Annotated in this window: 16 protein-coding genes; 15 read left to right on the forward strand and 1 reads right to left on the reverse strand. The window is 55.8% G+C overall.

Going from position 1 to position 14,791, the window contains the following annotated elements; all coding sequences use genetic code 11:
• The first annotated feature begins 71 nt into the window (after positions 1 to 71).
• The 15 genes from pdxB to hisP all read left to right on the forward strand — a co-directional run bounded on the left by pdxB (position 72) and on the right by hisP (position 14,142).
• A complete protein-coding gene (gene pdxB, locus IMQ56_RS10320) occupies positions 72 to 1,208 on the forward strand; it encodes a 4-phosphoerythronate dehydrogenase PdxB (protein ID WP_047057273.1) in 1,137 nt (378 codons plus the stop codon).
• Between the two features lie 66 nt (positions 1,209 to 1,274).
• Entirely contained in the window at positions 1,275 to 2,288 is a 1,014-nt protein-coding gene (locus tag IMQ56_RS10325; RefSeq protein ID WP_015572252.1) for an aspartate-semialdehyde dehydrogenase, read from the forward strand.
• The gene (gene truA / locus IMQ56_RS10330) at positions 2,288 to 3,100 is read left to right on the forward strand and encodes a tRNA pseudouridine(38-40) synthase TruA (RefSeq protein WP_048219725.1); all 813 of its coding nucleotides are present in this window, start codon (positions 2,288 to 2,290) and stop codon (positions 3,098 to 3,100) included. Before IMQ56_RS10325 ends, truA begins: the two co-directional genes overlap by 1 nt.
• 28 nt (positions 3,101 to 3,128) lie before the next feature.
• The gene (locus IMQ56_RS10335) at positions 3,129 to 3,788 is read left to right on the forward strand and encodes a DedA family protein (protein WP_196063814.1); all 660 of its coding nucleotides are present in this window, start codon (positions 3,129 to 3,131) and stop codon (positions 3,786 to 3,788) included.
• A gap of 154 nt (positions 3,789 to 3,942) precedes the next feature.
• Positions 3,943 to 4,848 (forward strand): acetyl-CoA carboxylase, carboxyltransferase subunit beta, encoded by a 906-nt coding sequence (accD, locus tag IMQ56_RS10340; RefSeq protein ID WP_014884667.1) that lies wholly within the window; start codon positions 3,943 to 3,945, stop codon positions 4,846 to 4,848.
• A 70-nt stretch (positions 4,849 to 4,918) separates the two neighbouring features.
• Positions 4,919 to 6,187 carry a bifunctional tetrahydrofolate synthase/dihydrofolate synthase gene (gene folC / locus IMQ56_RS10345; RefSeq protein WP_045343830.1) on the forward strand — a complete coding sequence of 423 codons (1,269 nt, stop codon included), beginning with the start codon at positions 4,919 to 4,921 and terminating at the stop codon, positions 6,185 to 6,187.
• Complete coding sequence (gene dedD / locus IMQ56_RS10350; RefSeq protein ID WP_017383444.1) at positions 6,177 to 6,872, forward strand: cell division protein DedD; 696 nt, start codon at positions 6,177 to 6,179, stop codon at positions 6,870 to 6,872. The genes folC and dedD overlap by 11 nt, the downstream gene beginning before the upstream one ends.
• 221 nt (positions 6,873 to 7,093) lie before the next feature.
• Complete coding sequence (gene cvpA, locus IMQ56_RS10355; RefSeq protein WP_000262116.1) at positions 7,094 to 7,582, forward strand: colicin V production protein; 489 nt, start codon at positions 7,094 to 7,096, stop codon at positions 7,580 to 7,582.
• A gap of 33 nt (positions 7,583 to 7,615) precedes the next feature.
• Entirely contained in the window at positions 7,616 to 9,133 is a 1,518-nt protein-coding gene (gene purF / locus IMQ56_RS10360; RefSeq protein ID WP_006811407.1) for an amidophosphoribosyltransferase, read from the forward strand.
• A gap of 89 nt (positions 9,134 to 9,222) precedes the next feature.
• A complete protein-coding gene (locus IMQ56_RS10365; RefSeq protein ID WP_015572254.1) occupies positions 9,223 to 9,792 on the forward strand; it encodes a UbiX family flavin prenyltransferase in 570 nt (189 codons plus the stop codon).
• Positions 9,793 to 10,082: 290 nt separating this feature from the next.
• Positions 10,083 to 10,865: a lysine/arginine/ornithine ABC transporter substrate-binding protein ArgT gene (gene argT, locus IMQ56_RS10370; RefSeq protein WP_015572255.1), complete on the forward strand. Its 783-nt coding sequence runs from the start codon at positions 10,083 to 10,085 to the stop codon at positions 10,863 to 10,865.
• A gap of 226 nt (positions 10,866 to 11,091) precedes the next feature.
• Entirely contained in the window at positions 11,092 to 11,874 is a 783-nt protein-coding gene (gene hisJ, locus IMQ56_RS10375) for a histidine ABC transporter substrate-binding protein HisJ (RefSeq protein WP_032619306.1), read from the forward strand.
• A gap of 88 nt (positions 11,875 to 11,962) precedes the next feature.
• Entirely contained in the window at positions 11,963 to 12,649 is a 687-nt protein-coding gene (locus IMQ56_RS10380) for a histidine ABC transporter permease HisQ (RefSeq protein ID WP_015572256.1), read from the forward strand.
• Positions 12,646 to 13,359 carry an ABC transporter permease gene (locus IMQ56_RS10385; protein WP_003861424.1) on the forward strand — a complete coding sequence of 238 codons (714 nt, stop codon included), beginning with the start codon at positions 12,646 to 12,648 and terminating at the stop codon, positions 13,357 to 13,359. Before IMQ56_RS10380 ends, IMQ56_RS10385 begins: the two co-directional genes overlap by 4 nt.
• Before the next feature lie 9 nt (positions 13,360 to 13,368).
• Entirely contained in the window at positions 13,369 to 14,142 is a 774-nt protein-coding gene (gene hisP / locus IMQ56_RS10390) for a histidine ABC transporter ATP-binding protein HisP (protein WP_003861426.1), read from the forward strand.
• 140 nt (positions 14,143 to 14,282) lie between these two features.
• Here the strand turns inward: hisP and IMQ56_RS10395 are convergent, their stop codons facing one another.
• Entirely contained in the window at positions 14,283 to 14,783 is a 501-nt protein-coding gene (locus tag IMQ56_RS10395; RefSeq protein ID WP_017383443.1) for a GNAT family N-acetyltransferase, read from the reverse strand.
• Between the last annotated feature and the right edge of the window lie 8 nt (positions 14,784 to 14,791).

The following is a 14,791-nucleotide window of genomic DNA, read 5'->3' on the forward strand; positions in this document are numbered from 1 at the left end:
GAGATATATGCCCGGCGGCGAGATTATGGCACACTTGGCAGGTTTACTTCCTCTCAAACAGGTACTCAGACGTGAAAATCCTCGTTGATGAAAATATGCCTTACGCCCGTGAGCTGTTCAGCCGCCTGGGTGAGGTTAAGGCTGTCCCTGGTCGCCCGATTCCGGTCAGCGAACTGGACGATGCAGACGCCCTGATGGTGCGCTCGGTGACCAAAGTAAATGAGGCACTGCTCACCGGCAAAGGGGTTAAATTTGTCGGGACGGCAACGGCCGGGACCGATCATGTGGATGACCAGTGGCTTAAGCAGGCGGGGATTGGTTTTTCCGCGGCGCCAGGCTGTAACGCCATTGCCGTCGTGGAATATGTTTTCTCCTCGCTATTGATGCTGGCCGAGCGCGATGGTTTTGCGCTGAAAGACCGCACCGTCGGGATTGTGGGTGTGGGCAACGTGGGCGGACGTCTGCAAAAGCGTCTGGAAGCCTGGGGCATCCACACCCTGCTGTGCGATCCGCCGCGTAAGGATAACGGCGATGAAGGCGACTTCCGCACGCTGGATGAGCTGGTCGACGAGTGCGACGTCATCACCTTCCATACGCCGCTCTTTAAAGAGGGGCCGTACAAGACTCTGCACTTGGCCGACGAAAAGCTGATCCGCCGTCTGAAGGCTGGCACTATTCTGATAAATGCCTGCCGGGGACCGGTGGTGGATAACGCGGCGCTGCTGGCATGTCTCGACGAAGGACAAGAGCTTAGCGTCGTGCTGGACGTCTGGGAACCAGAGCCGGATCTCAACGTCGCCTTGCTGAATAAGGTGGACGTGGGTACCGCGCATATTGCGGGTTATACCCTTGAAGGCAAAGCGCGTGGCACAACCCAGGTGTTTGAGGCTTACAGCGCCTTTATCGGCCATCCGCAGCAGGTGGCGCTGGATACGCTGCTGCCCGCCCCGGAATTCGGCCGCATTACCCTTCATGGCCCGCTGGATGAGGCAACGCTGAAAAGACTGGTGCATTTGGTGTATGATGTGCGCCGCGATGATGCGCTGCTGCGTAAAGTGGCGGGTATTCCGGGTGAGTTTGACAAGCTGCGCAAAAATTACCTTGAGCGCCGCGAGTGGTCTTCCCTGTATGTCATGTGCGATGACGCGTCAGCGGCGGGGCTGCTGCATAAACTGGGATTTAACGCCGTTCACCACCCGGCACGTTAATGTCTTCTTAATGCTCCCTGTCGGATGCTCCGGCAGGGACGCTTTTTATTTCTGGAGTAAACCACCATGTCTGAAGGCTGGAACATTGCCATTTTGGGTGCCACTGGCGCCGTGGGCGAAGCCCTGCTTGAAACCCTTGCTGAGCGTCAGTTCCCGGTGGGTGAGATTTACGCACTGGCGCGTACCGACAGCGCAGGAGAACATCTGCGTTTCGGCGGCAAATCCGTGATGGTGCAGGATGCCGCCGCGTTTGACTGGACGCAGGCTCAGCTGGCGTTTTTTGCCGCAGGGGCGGAAGCCACGGCGTCTTACATTGAAGAAGCGACAAATTCAGGCTGTCTGGTGATCGACCTGAGCGGCCTGTTCTCCCTGGAGCCGGATGTGCCGCTGGTGGTGCCGGACGTCAACCCGTTTGTGCTGGCTGACTACCGCAACCGCAACATCATTGCAGTACCGAACAGTCTCACCAGCCAGTTGCTGACCGCGCTGAAGCCGCTGATCGACGACGGTGGCCTGTCGCGTATTTCCGTGACCAGCCTGCTTTCAGCCTCCGCTAACGGTAAAAAAGCCGTAGACGCACTGGCAGGGCAGAGCGCGAAGCTGCTGAACGGTATCCCGATCGACGAAGATGATTTCTTTGGCCGCCAGCTGGCGTTCAACATGCTGCCGCTGCTGCCGGATCGTGAAGGTTCGGTGCGGGAAGAGCGTCGTATCGTCGATGAAGCACGCAAAATTTTGCAGGATGACGGGCTGATGATCTCCGCGAATGTCGTGCAGTCTCCGGTCTTTTACGGCCACGCGCAGATGGTCGGGTTTGAAGCCCTGCGTCCGCTGGCGGCTGAAGAAGCCCGCGACGCGTTTGGCCGCGGTGAGGACATTGTCCTGTCCGAAGAGAGCGAATTCCCGACGCAGGTGGGCGACGCCACCGGCAGCGCGCATCTCTCTGTGGGCTGCGTGCGTAACGATTACGGTATGCCGGAGCAGGTGCAGTTCTGGTCCGTTGCCGACAACGTGCGTTTTGGCGGCGCGCTGATGGCGGTCAAAATCGCGGAAAAACTGGTGCAGGAGTATCTGTACTGATGTCAGATGTGGAACAAAAGCCGGTCCACAGAATTGCCCTCGGCATTGAATACGATGGCAGTAAATACTATGGCTGGCAGCGGCAGAATGAGGTGCGCAGCGTCCAGGAGAAGCTGGAGAAAGCGCTCTCTCAGGTGGCGAACGAACCGATAAGCGTCTTCTGTGCGGGCCGCACCGATGCCGGCGTTCACGGCACGGGGCAGGTGGTGCATTTTGACACCACCGCCGTGCGCAAAGACGCGGCCTGGACGCTGGGTGTAAATGCGAATTTGCCTGGTGACATTGCCGTGCGTTGGGTGAAAGCTGTGCCGGATGATTTTCACGCGCGTTTCAGCGCGACGGCGCGGCGCTACCGTTATGTCATCTATAACCAGCGCCTGCGCCCGGCGGTGTTAAGCCAGGGCGTGACGCATTTTTATGAACCGCTGGATGCAGAACGTATGCAGCGTGCGGCGCAGTGTCTGATTGGAGAGAATGATTTTACGTCGTTTCGTGCGGTGCAGTGTCAGTCCCGTACGCCGTGGCGTAACGTCATGCACATTAACGTCAGTCGTTATGGCGCGTATGTGGTGGTGGATATCAAAGCCAATGCCTTTGTACATCATATGGTGCGGAATATTGTAGGCAGCCTGATGGATGTGGGCGCCGGACACCAGCCGGAGAGCTGGATTGCAGAACTGCTGGCAGCGAAGGACAGAACGCTTGCGGCAGCAACGGCGAAAGCGGAAGGTCTGTATCTGGTTTCGGTGGATTATCCGGACCGGTTCGACCTGCCAAAACCGCCAATGGGCCCGCTGTTTTTAGCGGACTAAACAAAGGTGCAATTAGGGCTTAGACAATATGGACGTAATACGTTTTCTGATTGATTTCATCCTGCATATTGATGTTCACCTGGCGGAGCTGGTCGCGCAGTACGGCGTCTGGGTGTACGCCATTCTGTTCCTCATTCTGTTCTGTGAAACCGGCCTTGTGGTTACGCCGTTCCTGCCGGGAGATTCACTGCTGTTCGTGGCGGGCGCGTTATCCGCACTGCCAACGAATGACCTGAATGTCCATCTGATGGTGGTCCTGATGATCATCGCCGCGATTGTTGGTGATGCGGTCAACTACACCATCGGGCGGGTGTTTGGCGAGCGGTTGTTCAGTAATCCGGACTCGAAGATTTTCCGCCGCAGTTATTTAGATAAGACCCATGCGTTCTATGAGAGCCATGGCGGTAAGACCATTATCCTTGCCCGTTTTGTGCCTATTGTGCGTACATTTGCACCGTTTGTGGCGGGAATGGGTCACATGTCCTATCGTCATTTTGCCATGTACAACGTGGTGGGCGCGCTGCTGTGGGTGCTGCTGTTCACCTATGCAGGCTACCTGTTTGGCGATCTGCCGGTGGTTCAGGAAAACCTTAAGTTACTGATTGTAGCGATTATTGTGCTTTCCGTACTGCCTGGCGTCATCGAAATTATCCGTCACAAACGCGCGGCGGCAAAGCAAGCGAAGTAAATGCACGCTGGCGGTTCGACCACTTTTTTATCCAAAGTTTCGGGCTGTTATGTTTTAATGTGCAACATTCATGGTCTGTTGGAGGCAAAAATGGCATTATTCGCCTCTTACAGCAAAACTGGCATACGACCAGGTTCAGGCAGAAAGGTTATCAATGAGCTGGATTGAACGAATTAAAAGCAACATTACCCCAACGCGTAAAGCGAGCATTCCTGAAGGGGTATGGACGAAGTGTGATAGCTGCGGCCAGGTTCTGTATCGCGCAGAGCTGGAACGCAATCTTGAGGTGTGTCCGAAGTGTGACCACCATATGCGTATGTCGGCGCGCAACCGCCTGCATAGCCTGCTGGACGAAGGTTCTCTGGTAGAACTGGGCAGCGAACTGGAGCCAAAAGATGTGCTTAAGTTCCGCGACTCCAAAAAATACAAAGATCGTCTGGCCTCTGCACAGAAAGAGACCGGCGAGAAAGACGCGCTGATCGTTATGAAAGGCACCCTGCACGAGATGCCGGTGGTTGCCGCCGCGTTTGAGTTCTCCTTTATGGGCGGCTCAATGGGCTCTGTGGTTGGCGCGCGCTTCGTGCGTGCCGTTGAGCAGGCGCTGGAAGACAACTGCCCGCTGATCTGCTTCTCCGCCTCCGGTGGCGCACGTATGCAGGAAGCGCTGATGTCCCTGATGCAGATGGCGAAAACCTCTGCGGCGCTGGCGAAAATGCAGGAGCGCGGTCTGCCGTACATCTCGGTACTGACCGATCCAACCATGGGCGGCGTTTCTGCAAGCTTCGCGATGCTGGGCGACCTGAACATCGCTGAGCCAAAAGCGCTGATCGGCTTTGCGGGTCCTCGCGTTATCGAGCAGACCGTACGTGAGAAACTGCCGCCGGGCTTCCAGCGCAGTGAGTTCCTCATTGAGAAGGGCGCCATCGACATGATCGTCCGCCGTCCGGAAATGCGCCTGAAACTGGCAAGCGTCCTGGCGAAGCTGATGAATCTGCCGGCGCCGAACCCGGACGAGCCGCGCGAAGGCGTGGTGGTACCGGATCAGGAACCCGAGGCCTGATAACTGAAAAGGGCAGGGCCGAATGGCGCTGCCCTTTTGCTTTCTAAACCGTTAATGACAACCGGGCATCATGGAAAATAAAAGCATTCCTCAAGCCACGTCGCCCCTGGCCGCGTGGCTTTCTTATCTGGAAAACCTGCACAGTAAAACTATCGACATGGGCCTTGAGCGCGTAAGCCAGGTTGCCGCGCGTCTTGACGTGTTGAAACCCGCGCCTTTCGTATTTACCGTGGCCGGCACTAACGGTAAAGGCACCACCTGCCGCACGCTGGAATCTGTCCTGATGGCGGCGGGGTACAAGGTTGGCGTTTACAGCTCGCCGCATCTGGTGCGCTATACCGAGCGCGTGCGCGTGCAAAACACCGAGCTGGCGGAATCCGCCCATACGGCGTCGTTTGCCGCTATCGAAGCGGCGCGCGGCGAAACCTCATTAACCTATTTCGAATACGGCACCCTGTCGGCGCTGTGGCTGTTTAAGCAGGCGCAGCTGGACGTGGTGATCCTGGAAGTGGGGTTGGGCGGGCGTCTGGATGCCACCAATATGGTGGATGCGGATGTCGCCGTCGTCACCAGCATCGCGCTGGATCACACCGACTGGCTGGGCCCGGACCGCGAGAGCATTGGCCGTGAGAAGGCCGGTATTTTCCGGGCCAATAAGCCTGCCGTGGTAGGCGAACCGGACATGCCGCATACCATTGCTGAGGTAGCGAAAGAGAAGGGCGCTCGTCTGCTGCGTCGCGGCGTGGACTGGCAGTATGAGGTGCAGGACAAAGGCTGGCGCTTCAGCGATGCGCAGGGCGTGCTGGAGAGTCTGCCCCTTCCGCAGGTGCCACAGCCTAACGCGGCGACTGCGCTGGCAGCCCTGCGCGCCAGCGGATTAGCGGTAAGTGAGCAGGCGATCCGCGACGGCATTCAGAACGCACTGCTGCCGGGACGTTTTCAGATTGTAAGTGAGTCACCGCGTCTGATTCTGGATGTTGCACATAACCCGCATGCGGCGGCGTACCTCGCAGGACGTCTCAAATCGTTACCAAAAACCGGGCGCGTGCTGGCGGTTATCGGTATGCTTCATGATAAAGATATCGGCGGCACGCTGGCCTGCATGGAGAGTGTGGTCGATAGCTGGTATTGTGCTCCTCTGGAAGGGCCGCGCGGCGCGACTGCTGAGCAGTTGATGGAACATCTCGGCAAAGGCGAAATCTACAACAGTGTGGTTTCGGCCTGGCGTGCCGCGATGGCGGAGGCTAAACCAGAAGATACCGTGCTGGTGTGTGGGTCATTCCACACGGTGGCACATGTCATGGAAGTGATGGACGCGGGGAGAACCGGTGGCGAGTAAGTTTCAGAACCGTTTAACAGGAACCATTGTGCTGGTCGCGCTCGGGGTGATTATTCTCCCGGGACTGCTCGACGGGCAAAAAAAGCATTACCAGGATGAATTTGCGGCCATTCCGCTGGTACCCAAACCGGGCGATCGCGACGAGCCCGATATGCTGCCAGCGGCAACGCAGGCGCTGCCTGCCCAGCCGCCAGAAGGTGCAGCGGAAGAGGTGCGCGCAGGTGATGCAGCCGCGCCGTCTCTTGATCCGTCGCGTCTGGCCGCGAATAACAACGTTGAAATCGATCCTGTACCGGTAGAGCAACCCAAACCGGTTGAAAAACCGAAGCCGGTAGAGAAAACGCAGCCTAAACCGCAGCGTGACAAAGCCGACGAGCAGCTGGCTGCGGCAACGGAAACGCCGCCACCGGCCAAACAGACCCAGCAGGAGGCCGCCCCTACGGGTAAAGCCTATGTCGTTCAGCTCGGTGCGTTGAAAAATGCAGATAAGGTCAATGAGATCGTGAGTAAACTGCGCGGCGCGGGATACCGTGTTTATACTTCACCCACCACGCCAGTACAGGGTAAAATTACCCGTATCCTCGTGGGGCCGGATGCGTCTAAAGATAAGCTCAAAGGTTCGCTTGGCGAGCTGAAGCAAATCTCCGGCCTGAGCGGTGTGGTGATGAACTACAGCGCAAACTGATAGAAATTCCCCCCTCACCCTAAACCTCTCCCCAAAGGGGCGAGGGCCGGGGTGAGGGGGAGGCAGACGTTCACAGAAACGTCAACGGTGCGGTGGCGTTGAGCATTTTTTCAGCGCCTTTTTTATTTACGCGTGGGAAGGAAATCCCTACGCAAACGTTTTCTTTTTCTGTTAGAATTCGCCCCGAACTGGATGACAGGGCGTTTAATCGTGGGACACATATGGTCTGGATTGATTACGCCATCATTGCGGTGATTGGTTTTTCCTGTCTGGTTAGCCTGATCCGTGGCTTTGTTCGTGAAGCGTTATCGCTGGTAACCTGGGGTTGTGCTTTCTTTGTTGCCAGTCATTACTACACTTACCTGTCTGTCTGGTTCACGGGCTTTGAAGATGAACTGGTCCGAAACGGAATCGCCATCGCGGTGCTGTTTATCGCGACGCTGATTGTCGGCGCTATCGTCAATTACGTGATAGGTCAGCTGGTCGAGAAAACCGGTCTGTCAGGAACGGACAGGGTACTCGGCATCTGTTTCGGCGCGTTGCGAGGCGTGCTCATTGTGGCCGCGATCCTGTTCTTCCTGGATACCTTTACCGGGTTCTCCAAAAGTGAAGACTGGCAAAAATCGCAGCTCATTCCGGAGTTCAGCTTCATCATCAGATGGTTCTTTGACTATCTGCAAAGCTCGTCGAGTTTCTTGCCCAGGGCATAAACCCTGAGATGTGGCTTAACGAGGAAAAGACGAATGTGCGGTATTGTCGGTATCGCCGGTTTCATGCCGGTAAACCAGTCGATTTATGACGCGTTAACGGTGCTTCAGCACCGTGGGCAGGATGCTGCGGGTATCATCACCATTGATGCAAACAACTGCTTCCGTTTACGCAAGGCGAATGGCCTGGTAAACGATGTGTTTGAAGCCCGCCATATGCAGCGTCTGCAAGGTAATATGGGGATCGGTCACGTTCGTTATCCTACTGCTGGCAGTTCCAGCGCCTCTGAGGCTCAGCCTTTTTACGTTAACTCCCCGTATGGCATCACGCTTGCCCACAATGGCAATCTGACCAATGCCCACGAGCTGCGTAAAAAGCTGTTCGAAGAGAAACGTCGCCACATTAACACCACCTCTGATTCTGAAATCCTGCTCAATATCTTTGCCAGCGAACTGGATAACTTCCGCCATTATCCGCTGGAAGCAGACAACATTTTTGCCGCCGTTGCCGCGACTAACCGCCTGATCCGTGGCGCGTATGCTTGCGTGGCGATGATCATCGGTCACGGCATGGTGGCCTTCCGCGATCCAAACGGCATTCGCCCGCTGGTGCTTGGCAAACGTGACCTCGGCGATGGCCGTTCCGAGTACATGGTTGCCTCCGAAAGCGTGGCGCTGGACACTCTGGGCTTCGAATTCCTGCGTGATGTCGCGCCAGGCGAAGCGGTCTACATCACTGAGAAGGGCCAGCTGTTTACCCGTCAGTGCGCCGACAACCCGGTGAGCAACCCGTGCCTGTTCGAATACGTTTACTTCGCGCGTCCGGACTCGTTCATCGACAAGATTTCCGTTTACAGCGCGCGCGTCAACATGGGGACGAAGCTGGGCGAGAAGATTGCCCGCGAGTGGGACGATCTCGACATTGATGTCGTGATCCCAATCCCTGAAACCTCCTGTGATATCGCGCTGGAAATTGCCCGTATTCTGGACAAGCCGTACCGTCAGGGCTTCGTAAAAAACCGCTACGTGGGCCGCACTTTTATCATGCCGGGCCAGCAGCTGCGTCGTAAGTCCGTACGTCGTAAGCTGAACGCTAACCGTGCCGAGTTCCGCGACAAGAACGTGCTGCTGGTGGACGACTCCATTGTGCGCGGCACGACGTCTGAGCAGATCATCGAGATGGCGCGTGAGGCCGGGGCGAAGAAAGTGTATCTCGCCTCCGCAGCGCCGGAAATTCGCTTCCCGAACGTGTATGGCATTGATATGCCAACCGCTAACGAGCTGATTGCTCACGGTCGTGAAGTAGACGAAATTCGGCAGATCATCGGTGCCGACGGCCTGATTTTCCAGGATCTGAACGATCTGATCGACGCGGTGCGCGCCGAGAACCCGGATATTCAGCAGTTCGAATGCTCGGTATTCAATGGGATCTACGTAACGAAAGACGTTGACCAGCAGTATCTCGACTATCTGGATTCGCTGCGTAACGATGATGCGAAAGCCGTCCAGCTGCAAAACGATCTTGAAAGCTTAGAGATGCACAACGAAGGTTGATGCGTATGCAGGTGAGGGCGCTCGCCCTCACTTGCAACTCCCCGTAAAATCCTGCACAGTCTGCCCTGAAATCAGCAAGGGCGAAAATCATGAAACGACTCATTGTAGGGATCAGCGGTGCCAGCGGCGCGATTTATGGCGTCCGGCTGTTACAGGTGCTGCGTGACGTTGCAGGCGTAGAAACCCATCTGGTGATGAGCCAGGCGGCGCGTCAGACCCTCTCTCTTGAAACCGATCTCTCTCTGCGCGACGTTCAGGCCCTGGCTGACGTTGTCCACGATGCCCGCGATATCGCCGCCAGCATTTCTTCGGGCTCGTTTAAAACGGCCGGCATGGTTATTTTGCCCTGTTCGATTAAAACCCTTTCCGGCATTGTAAACAGCTATACCGACACGCTGGTGACGCGTGCAGCGGATGTGGTGCTGAAAGAGCGTCGTCCTCTGGTGCTCTGCGTGCGGGAAACGCCGCTGCACCTGGGACATCTGCGTTTAATGACGCAAGCAGCCGAACTGGGGGCCGTGATTATGCCGCCGGTCCCCGCGTTCTATCATCGTCCGCAAACGCTGGACGATGTCATCAACCAGACCGTTAACCGCGTACTGGATCAGTTCGATATCGACCTGCCGGAAGATCTCTTTACCCGCTGGCAGGGGGCGTGAAGCTGTGCACAAACAAGGTGCATGAAAAGACAATTTGCCCTGTTTCAGGGCAAAACTGCAACCGCGATCATATCCTCGACATTTAATTCGCTTTTTCCCTTTTTCTCTTTCCGGTTCGTTCGGCAGACCTGCTATCTTTCACCATTAAGGCAGTATCGCAACGTTTTATTAACATACTTAACGTCCTAGTTTTAACCCGACGACAATGTGGCATAAGACCTGCAAGAACAGCCTGCAACACAACACACAACATAAACCATAATAAAATCACGGTTCTTGAGGGTAAATGTATGAAGAAGACGGTTCTGGCTCTGTCTTTGCTCGTGGGCTTGAGTGCAGCAGCAAGTAGCTATGCAGCGCTTCCACAGACAGTTCGTATCGGTACAGACGCAACCTACGCGCCATTCTCCTCCAAGGATGCGAAAGGCGACTTCGTGGGGTTTGATATCGATCTGGGAAATGAGATGTGCAAACGCATGGAAGTGAAATGCACATGGGTGGGCAGTGACTTTGATGCGCTGATCCCGTCGCTGAAAGCCAAGAAAATTGATGCCATTATCTCTTCTCTTTCCATCACGGAAAAACGTCAGCAGGAGATCGCCTTCTCTGAGAAGCTCTACGCTGCCGACTCACGTCTGATTGCCGCGAAAGGCTCGCCAATCCAGCCGACCATCGACTCGCTGAAAGGCAAACATGTTGGCGTGCTTCAGGGCTCGACCCAGGAAGGTTACGCCAATGCTAACTGGCGCGAGAAGGGCGTCGATGTTGTGGCTTACCAGAATCAGGATCTGATCTACTCTGACCTGGCGGCAGGCCGTCTGGATGCCGCGTTTCAGGATGAAGTCGCCGCGAGCGAAGGCTTCCTGAAACAGCCTGCGGGTAAAGAGTACGCCTTTGCTGGCCCGTCGGTAAAAGACAAAAAATACTTTGGCGACGGTACCGGTATTGGCCTGCGTAAGGATGATACCGAGCTGAAAGCCGCCTTCGACAAAGCGTTTAATGAGCTGCGTAAAGACGGTACCTACGACAAACTGGCGAAGAAATACTTCGATTTCAACGTCTACGGTGATTAATGCCTGAATAAGATGCACTGAAGTGGTGCATCTTAACGGGGTTATGTTCCAGTATGGTGCAACACATGCACCATACTGGATCGCTGTGTGCATAGTTAAGCATTTAAAATGCAAAAATTCCCGTTCAAAGGCATTAATCTTTGCTTGAATGAGGGGATTAATGGCACATTAACAACACCCCGTCGTCGTAAAAATCTCGTATTAAGACAGTTTGTTGAGGACAGATATGAAAAAACTGGTGTTGTCACTTTCTCTGGTACTGGCTTTTTCCAGCACCACCGCGGCATTCGCAGCAATTCCGCAGAAAATTCGTATTGGAACTGACCCAACCTATGCACCTTTCGAATCGAAGAATGCGAAGGGGGAACTGGTCGGTTTTGACATCGATCTGGCTAACGAGCTGTGCAAACGCATTAAAGCGCAATGTACCTACGTTGAAAACCCGCTGGATGCGCTGATCCCGTCCCTGAAAGCGAAGAAAATTGACGTGATCATGTCCTCCCTGTCCATCACAGAGAAACGTCAGCAGGAGATTGCCTTTACGGACAAACTCTACGCGGCAGATTCCCGTCTGGTGGTGGCCAAATCCTCTGACATTCAGCCAACCCTCGAATCTCTGAAAGGCAAACGCGTGGGCGTGTTGCAGGGTACGACGCAGGAAACCTACGGCAACGAGCACTGGGCGCCAAAGGGGATTGAAATTGTCTCTTACCAGGGCCAGGAAAACATTTACGCAGACCTCACGGCAGGCCGTATTGACGCGGCATTCCAGGATGAAGTGGCGGCAAGCGAAGGCTTCCTGAAACAGCCTGTGGGTAAAGATTACAAGTTCGGCGGTCCGTCCATTAAGGACGAAAAACTCTTTGGCGTCGGTACCGGTATGGGCCTGCGTAAAGAAGACAACGAACTGCGTGAAGCCCTGAACAAAGCGTTCGCCGAGATGCGCGCGGACGGCACCTATGACAAGCTGGCTAAAAAGTACTTCGATTTTAATGTTTACGGCGGCTAATCGCCCCGTCTGATAACGTGCGGCCCCTCCCGTTGCGGGAGGGGAAAAGACACGGTTCCACCACTCACGAGACGACAGGGCACGCGGTATGCTGTACGGATTTTCTGGCGTTATTTTACAGGGCGCGCTTGTCACCCTTGAGCTGGCTATCAGCTCCGTGGTGCTGGCGGTGCTGATAGGCCTGGCGGGCGCGGGGGCAAAATTATCCGCCAACAGACCGCTGGCGCTGATATTTGAAGGCTATACCACGCTGATTCGCGGCGTGCCTGACCTGGTGCTGATGCTGCTGATCTTTTACGGCCTGCAAATCGCACTTAACGGCGTGACGGATGCCATCGGCATGGAGCAGATCGATATCGACCCGATGGTGGCCGGTATTATTACCCTTGGTTTTATCTACGGTGCCTATTTCACTGAGACTTTCCGCGGCGCTTACATGGCCGTGCCGAAAGGGCATATTGAAGCGGCGACCGCCTACGGTTTTACCTCCTCACAAACGTTTCGCCGGATCATGTTCCCGGCCATGATGCGCTACGCGCTGCCGGGTATCGGTAACAACTGGCAGGTTATTCTCAAGGCAACGGCGCTGGTCTCCCTGCTGGGTCTGGAAGATGTGGTGAAGGCCACGCAGCTGGCGGGTAAAAGCACCTGGGAACCGTTCTATTTTGCGGTGGTCTGCGGCGTAATTTATCTGGTCTTTACGACCGTCTCCAATGGTGTGCTGCTTCTGCTCGAACGTCGCTACTCCGTGGGTGTGAAGAGGGCTGACCTGTGATTGAGATTATTCAGGAGTACTGGAAATCCCTGCTGTGGACGGATGGCTACCGCTTTACTGGCGTGGCGATTACGCTGTGGCTGCTGATCTCCTCGGTGGTAATGGGCGGCATTCTGGCGGTGTTTCTTGCCATTGGCCGCGTGTCGAACAATAAATTTATCCAGTTCCCTATCTGGCTATTCACCTACGTGTTTCGCGGTACTCCGCTGTACGTGCAACTGCTGGTGTTCTATTCCGGGATGTACACGCTGGAGATCGTGAAAGGCACCGAGATGCTGAACGCGTTCTTCCGCAGCGGTCTGAACTGTACGGTGCTGGCGCTGACCCTCAATACCTGCGCCTATACCACCGAGATCTTCGCCGGGGCCATCCGTTCTGTGCCGCACGGTGAGATCGAGGCGGCGCGCGCGTACGGCTTCTCGTCCGTGAAGCTCTACCGCTGTATTATTCTGCCTTCGGCGCTGCGTATTGCGCTGCCGGCCTACAGCAACGAAGTGATTTTAATGCTGCATTCGACGGCACTGGCGTTTACCGCCACGGTACCGGATCTGTTAAAGATTGCCCGCGATATTAACTCTGCCACCTACCAGCCGTTTACGGCGTTTGGCATTGCGGCAGTGCTCTATTTGATCATTTCTTACGTCCTGATCAGCCTGTTCCGTAAGGCTGAAAAACGCTGGTTGCAGCATATAAAACCGTCGACGCACTGAGAATTTATGATGGCTGAGAACAAATTAAACGTAATTGATTTGCACAAGCGCTACGGCGAACATGAAGTGCTGAAAGGGGTGTCGCTGGAGGCTAACGCGGGCGACGTGATCAGTATTATCGGCTCATCAGGTTCGGGTAAAAGTACCTTCCTGCGCTGCATCAACTTCCTCGAAAAGCCGAGCGAAGGATCGATTGTGGTGAGCGGACAGAACATCAACATGGTCCGTGATAAAGACGGCCAGCTTAAAGTGGCGGATAAAAACCAGCTGCGCCTGCTGCGTACACGCCTGACGATGGTGTTCCAGCACTTCAACCTCTGGAGCCACATGACGGTGCTGGAGAACGTGATGGAAGCGCCGGTTCAGGTGCTCGGCTTAAGCAAGCAGGAAGCCCGCGAGCGTGCGGTCAAATACCTGGCGAAAGTGGGTATCGACGAGCGGCAGCAGATCAAATATCCGGTGCACCTGTCAGGGGGGCAGCAGCAGCGTGTTTCTATCGCCCGTGCGCTGGCGATGGAGCCGGAAGTGTTGCTGTTTGACGAACCGACTTCCGCGCTGGATCCTGAACTCGTTGGCGAAGTACTGCGCATCATGCAAAAGCTGGCGGAAGAGGGCAAAACGATGGTGGTGGTGACGCACGAGATGGGCTTCGCCCGTAACGTTTCTAACCACGTTATCTTCCTGCATCAGGGGAAAATTGAAGAGCAGGGTCATCCGGATGAGGTGCTGGCGAACCCGCAAAGCCCGCGGTTGCAGCAGTTCCTGAAAGGCTCGTTGAAGTAGGTTTGGCCTTTCTCCCTCTCCCTGTGGGAGAGGGCCGGGGTGAGGGCATCAGGCCGCAGAGCCGCCCAATTGCCCGGTGGCGCTTCGCTTACCGGGCCTACAAAACCCGTAGGCCGGGCAAACGCAGTGCCGCCCGGCATTCAACACTCCAGCCGATACACCCAGTCGTCATACCGTACGCCTTTAATCTCGTACGCCTTCTCCAGCACCTGCGTGCGCACAAAACCCGCTTTCTCAAGGACCCGCACCGACCCAACGTTATCTGCCAGCACGTACGCGTTTATCGCCTTCACGCCCGTCTGGTTAAATGCATACTCGCACACCGCGTGCAGCGCCTCGCTGGCAATGCCTTTTCCCTGCGCGGCAGGCACAACCGTGTAGCCAATATCCGCCTCTTCACGGTTCGCCGCACTGATTTGCAGGCCGATATCCCCGAGCGGCGTAACGTCGTTATGCAGACGGATCACAAAGACATGCTCCGCCATCAGGCGCGCGGCAAATACGCGGCGCGTCTCTTTTTCCGGCGTGATAGCGGCCATATAACGCATGATGGCGGGGTCTTCACGCAGAGAGCGGAAGAACGCCCAGTCAGAAGGTTCGAAAGGGGTGAGGTGAAGCCGGGTTGTGGTAATGGTTGCCATAGTTACGC

This window comes from Enterobacter sp. Res13-Sevr-PEC09-46 (assembly GCF_015672585.1).
In the GTDB taxonomy this organism is placed as follows: Bacteria; Pseudomonadota; Gammaproteobacteria; order Enterobacterales; family Enterobacteriaceae; genus Enterobacter; species Enterobacter hormaechei_C.

Bases quoted from the DNA above. Each gene is read 5' to 3' on its own strand.
- IMQ56_RS10325 (WP_015572252.1), top strand. From the start codon at position 1,275: ATGTCTGAAGGCTGGAACATTGCCATTTTGGGTGCCACTGGCGCCGTG.
- truA (WP_048219725.1), top strand. From the start codon at position 2,288: ATGTCAGATGTGGAACAAAAGCCGGTCCACAGAATTGCCCTCGGCATT.
- IMQ56_RS10335 (WP_196063814.1), top strand. From the start codon at position 3,129: ATGGACGTAATACGTTTTCTGATTGATTTCATCCTGCATATTGATGTT.
- accD (WP_014884667.1), top strand. From the start codon at position 3,943: ATGAGCTGGATTGAACGAATTAAAAGCAACATTACCCCAACGCGTAAA.
- folC (WP_045343830.1), top strand. From the start codon at position 4,919: ATGGAAAATAAAAGCATTCCTCAAGCCACGTCGCCCCTGGCCGCGTGG.
- cvpA (WP_000262116.1), top strand. From the start codon at position 7,094: ATGGTCTGGATTGATTACGCCATCATTGCGGTGATTGGTTTTTCCTGT.
- purF (WP_006811407.1), top strand. From the start codon at position 7,616: ATGTGCGGTATTGTCGGTATCGCCGGTTTCATGCCGGTAAACCAGTCG.
- IMQ56_RS10365 (WP_015572254.1), top strand. From the start codon at position 9,223: ATGAAACGACTCATTGTAGGGATCAGCGGTGCCAGCGGCGCGATTTAT.
- argT (WP_015572255.1), top strand. From the start codon at position 10,083: ATGAAGAAGACGGTTCTGGCTCTGTCTTTGCTCGTGGGCTTGAGTGCA.
- hisJ (WP_032619306.1), top strand. From the start codon at position 11,092: ATGAAAAAACTGGTGTTGTCACTTTCTCTGGTACTGGCTTTTTCCAGC.
- IMQ56_RS10380 (WP_015572256.1), top strand. From the start codon at position 11,963: ATGCTGTACGGATTTTCTGGCGTTATTTTACAGGGCGCGCTTGTCACC.
- hisP (WP_003861426.1), top strand. From the start codon at position 13,369: ATGGCTGAGAACAAATTAAACGTAATTGATTTGCACAAGCGCTACGGC.
- IMQ56_RS10395 (WP_017383443.1), bottom strand. From the start codon at position 14,783: ATGGCAACCATTACCACAACCCGGCTTCACCTCACCCCTTTCGAACCT.